The 4198-nt window shown below is 61.0% G+C and carries 5 protein-coding genes; 3 read left to right on the forward strand and 2 right to left on the reverse strand.

Going from position 1 to position 4198, the window contains the following annotated elements:
• The 3 genes from DBR24_RS14190 to DBR24_RS14200 all read left to right on the forward strand — a co-directional run.
• Window positions 1-306: ABC transporter permease subunit (locus DBR24_RS14190; protein WP_128615074.1), on the forward strand; the 306-nt coding region annotated here is incomplete at its 5' end.
• A 10-nt stretch (window positions 307-316) separates the two neighbouring features.
• Entirely contained in the window at window positions 317-1285 is a 969-nt protein-coding gene (locus tag DBR24_RS14195) for an ABC transporter ATP-binding protein (RefSeq protein ID WP_123464592.1), read from the forward strand.
• Window positions 1285-2265 (forward strand): peptide ABC transporter ATP-binding protein, encoded by a 981-nt coding sequence (locus DBR24_RS14200; RefSeq protein WP_025109499.1) that lies wholly within the window; start codon window positions 1285-1287, stop codon window positions 2263-2265. The genes DBR24_RS14195 and DBR24_RS14200 overlap by 1 nt, the downstream gene beginning before the upstream one ends.
• A gap of 213 nt (window positions 2266-2478) precedes the next feature.
• Here DBR24_RS14200 and DBR24_RS14205 read toward each other — a convergent pair whose 3' ends face one another.
• On the reverse strand, window positions 2479-2742 hold the full coding sequence (locus DBR24_RS14205) for a hypothetical protein (protein ID WP_128615075.1): 264 nt from the start codon (window positions 2740-2742) through the stop codon (window positions 2479-2481).
• Window positions 2743-2898: 156 nt separating this feature from the next.
• Entirely contained in the window at window positions 2899-4092 is a 1194-nt protein-coding gene (locus DBR24_RS14210; RefSeq protein WP_128615076.1) for an MFS transporter, read from the reverse strand.
• Between the last annotated feature and the right edge of the window lie 106 nt (window positions 4093-4198).

Consider the following 4198-nt stretch of genomic DNA (forward strand, 5'->3'; position numbering starts at 1 on the left):
GGTCTGCCACGCCTGATGTTCATCACCGTGCTGCCCAACTGCATGGCACCGCTGATCGTTCAAGCGACCCTGAGCTTCTCTTCGGCGATTCTCGACGCGGCGGCGCTGGGCTTCCTCGGCCTTGGCGTACAACCGCCAACCCCTGAGTGGGGCACCATGCTGGCCTCGGCCCGCGACTACATCGAACGCGCCTGGTGGGTGGTGAGCCTGCCTGGTTTGACCATTTTGCTCAGCGTGCTGGCAATCAACTTGATGGGCGACGGCCTGCGCGATGCGCTGGACCCGAAACTCAAGAACGCCGCCTGAGGAGATTCCCATGTCACTGCTAGAAATCAAGAATCTCAACGTTCGCTTCGGCGACAAGACCGCGACGCCCGTTGTCGACGGCCTCGACCTGAAAGTCGACAAGGGCGAAGTACTGGCCATCGTTGGCGAATCGGGCTCGGGTAAATCCGTGACCATGATGGCGCTGATGGGCCTGATCGAGCATCCTGGCATCGTCACCGCCGACGCGCTCAGCTTTGACGGCAAGGACATGCTCAAGCTGAGCAATCGTCAGCGTCGGCAAATCGTCGGCAAAGACCTGTCGATGGTGTTCCAGGACCCGATGACCGCGCTCAACCCGAGCTACACCGTCGGTTTCCAGATCGAAGAAGTGCTGCGCCTGCACCTGAAAATGTCCGGCAAGCAAGCGCGCAAACGCGCCATCGAGCTGCTGGAAAAAGTTGAAATCCCGGGCGCCGCCAGCCGCATGGACGCCTACCCGCACCAACTGTCCGGCGGCATGAGCCAGCGTGTGGCGATTGCCATGGCGATTGCCGGCGAGCCGAAACTGCTGATCGCCGACGAACCGACCACCGCGCTCGACGTAACGATTCAGGCGCAGATCATGGATCTGCTGCTGGCGTTGCAGAAAGAACAGAACATGGGCCTGGTGCTGATCACCCACGACCTCGCGGTCGTGGCCGAAACTGCCCAGCGCGTGTGCGTGATGTACGCAGGGCAAGCCGTTGAAGTCGGTCAGGTGCCGCAACTGTTCGACATCCCGGCGCACCCCTACAGCGAAGCGCTGCTCAAGGCGATTCCCGAGCACAGCCTCGGCGCCTCGCGCCTGTCGACCCTGCCGGGCATTGTTCCGGGCCGTTACGACCGTCCGCAGGGTTGCCTGCTGTCGCCGCGCTGCCCGTACGTGCAAGACAGCTGCCGTGCGCAGCGTCCGAGCCTTGACCCGAAAGCCAACAGCCTCGCCCGCTGCTTCTACCCGCTGAACCAGGAGGTGGCGTAATGGCCGTCGTACTTACCGCCCGCGACCTGACCCGTCATTACGAAGTCTCCCGTGGCCTGTTCAAGGGCCATGCGACCGTGCGCGCACTCAACGGCGTGTCGTTCGAGCTGGAGGCCGGCAAGACCCTCGCCGTGGTCGGCGAGTCGGGCTGCGGCAAATCCACCCTCGCCCGCGCCCTGACGCTGATTGAAGAGCCGTCGTCCGGCTCCTTGAAAATCGCCGGCCAGGAAGTCGCCGGTGCCGACAAGGCCCAGCGCAAACAGCTGCGCAAAGACGTGCAGATGGTGTTCCAGAGCCCGTACGCATCGTTGAACCCACGGCAGAAAATCGGTGATCAGTTGGCTGAACCTTTGTTGATCAACACCAACCTGTCGGCGACCGAACGTCGCGAGAAAGTCCAGGCGATGATGAAGCAGGTGGGCTTGCGTCCCGAGCACTATCAGCGCTATCCGCACATGTTCTCCGGCGGTCAGCGCCAGCGCATTGCGCTGGCCCGGGCGATGATGCTGCAACCGAAAGTGCTGGTGGCGGACGAACCGACCTCGGCGCTGGACGTGTCGATTCAGGCGCAGGTGCTCAACCTGTTCATGGATCTGCAGCAGGAGTTCAACACGGCTTACGTGTTCATCTCGCACAACCTGGCGGTGGTGCAACACGTGGCCGATGACGTGATGGTGATGTACCTCGGTCGCCCGGTGGAACTGGGCCCGAAAAACGACATCTACGAGCGCCCGCTGCACCCTTACACCCAGGCACTGCTGTCGGCGACCCCGACCATTCACCCGGACCCGAACAAGCCGAAAATCAAGATCGTCGGCGAACTGCCCAACCCGCTGAACCCGCCCGCTGGCTGCGCTTTCCACAAGCGCTGCCCGTATGCGACCGAGCGCTGCAGCACGGAAGAGCCGGCGTTGCGCCAACTCGATAGCCGGCAGGTGGCTTGCCACTACGCCGAGCAGTTCCTCGACGGCGCGGCATAAGCAAATCCGGAGAGCGATACAAAACACTGTGGGAGCGAGCTTGCTCGCGAAGGCGTTGGATCATTCAACATAGATGTCGCCTGATACACCGCTTTCGCGAGCAAGCTCGCTCCCACAGGGATCGCATTTCAAACAGAGTGACGTGTTAACCAAACCCCTTCCGTCTCGATTGCGCATCAGTCGAGGCAGAAGGGGTTTTCTTTTGCCTGCGGTTTACGTCTGGCTGTCGCCTTCGTCGTCCGGACCATCAGATTCCGGATCATCGGTAGTCGAGTCGTCATCATCGGCGCTGCCACCCTGCCCCTGATCGCCCGGCTCGGATTCAGACTTGGCGAGCATCAAGCCGCTGTGCCCGACCTGGCCGTTAAAGGCCTGGGAATCGTGATCCTCGCACTCGGCCCAGGCCGTCGCGGTGCCGAGGGACAGCATGACCATCACTTTCAACAGCAATAAAACCCGTAGCAATCTGCTTTTCATAGCCGACTCCATCCTTTTTCAGGTGAGACATGCGTGCCTGACTGGCGCTGTGTGAAATCTAGTTCCGATCCATCGGGTTCACCAGATAGGACGCCGACGGGCAGGCAGAAATGCCCTGCGCAGACAGACAGGTTTCGAATAACGTCTATCGCGGGATCAGCTAAGCGGACGGGTCGCTTGCCACGTCAAGGGAATCGACATCAGTACCAACACGGTGCTGCTCAGCCAGACACTGTGGCCGCCGAACTGACCGTACAACTGAGCACTGAGCACCGGCGACAACAACGCGCTGGCACTCCAGCTCATAAAGAACAGGCCAAAGTACTGACCGCTTTTGCCACTCTGGGCAAACTGCATCACCAGCACATTCAGCGGCGGCATGAACAACGCTTCACCCAAAGTCCAGATCAGCGTCGACAGACAGACGAACGCCAGCCCGGAACCGAACGGCAACATGCCCAAACCGACGGCCAGCAACAAACTTCCTGCGAGCATTTGCCACCGCGTACCCCAACGCTCGCCGCAGTGCGACAGGGGAATCTGCAGCGCGATCACCAGCAACGCATTGAGCCCGAACTGCCAGCCGATCGCCTCCGTACTCAACTGGTAGTAATCGCGCAGATAGTTACCCAGCGTGCTGTAAACCGTGTCGAAGGCGATGCCGAGCACGGCCGTAGCTGCCAGCAACCACAGGAACGGTTTGTCACGAAACGGCCCACCCGCCCCACCTGTACCGCTCGTGGATGGCTCGTCATTGATCAGCACCGGCCGCTGCCACGTGGTGCGAACAAACCACAGTAACGCCAGCAACGTCATCGCCGCACTGCCAAAAAATACCCAGCGAAAATCCGTCTGCGCCAACACCCCTCCCGCCACCCCCGCGGCGGCCATGCCGAGGTTGCGCGCAACGCGACTCAAAGCCTGCGCACGCGAACGCTGCGCCACTTCGCAATATTCCATGATCAGGCGCTGATGCAGCGTGCGAATGGCGCCATCAATGGCTCCGCTGAGCAACAGCAATGCCGCGAGCAACGGCACTTGCGTCACCAGCCCCAGCAGAATCAACACCCACACCGAAACAAAGAACAACGTCGCGGTCAGCCGCGCTGTACGCACATGATCACTGAGCCAGCCACCGAGCATCGAACCGACCAGCAACCCCGCACCATACGCCGACAGCAACCAGCCCACGGTCTCAATCGCCAGCCCCAACTCCTGACGCAGGTACAACGCCATGAACAGCTTGACCATGCTACTCAGGCGATTGATGAACAGCAGCGCACCGAGCACCCAGGCCATCACACCGAAATAACTGCCGAGGCGCAGCAGGTGAGTCAGTCGACTCGTCATTCCATTGACCTCTCAAAGCGACGTGCGTGGAGCTGGAACACTAACGATCAGCACGCCGTTTGTCGCGTTCGAGAACATCGAGATCACAAAAACGGAGCCGAAGATC

It is taken from the genome of Pseudomonas sp. HMWF006 (genome assembly GCF_003061205.1).
GTDB lineage: Bacteria > Pseudomonadota > Gammaproteobacteria > Pseudomonadales > Pseudomonadaceae > Aquipseudomonas > Aquipseudomonas monsensis.

Bases quoted from the DNA above. Each gene is read 5' to 3' on its own strand.
- DBR24_RS14195 (WP_123464592.1), top strand. From the start codon at position 317: ATGTCACTGCTAGAAATCAAGAATCTCAACGTTCGCTTCGGCGACAAG.
- DBR24_RS14205 (WP_128615075.1), bottom strand. From the start codon at position 2,742: ATGAAAAGCAGATTGCTACGGGTTTTATTGCTGTTGAAAGTGATGGTC.
- DBR24_RS14210 (WP_128615076.1), bottom strand. From the start codon at position 4,092: ATGACGAGTCGACTGACTCACCTGCTGCGCCTCGGCAGTTATTTCGGT.
- DBR24_RS14200 (WP_025109499.1), top strand. From the start codon at position 1,285: ATGGCCGTCGTACTTACCGCCCGCGACCTGACCCGTCATTACGAAGTC.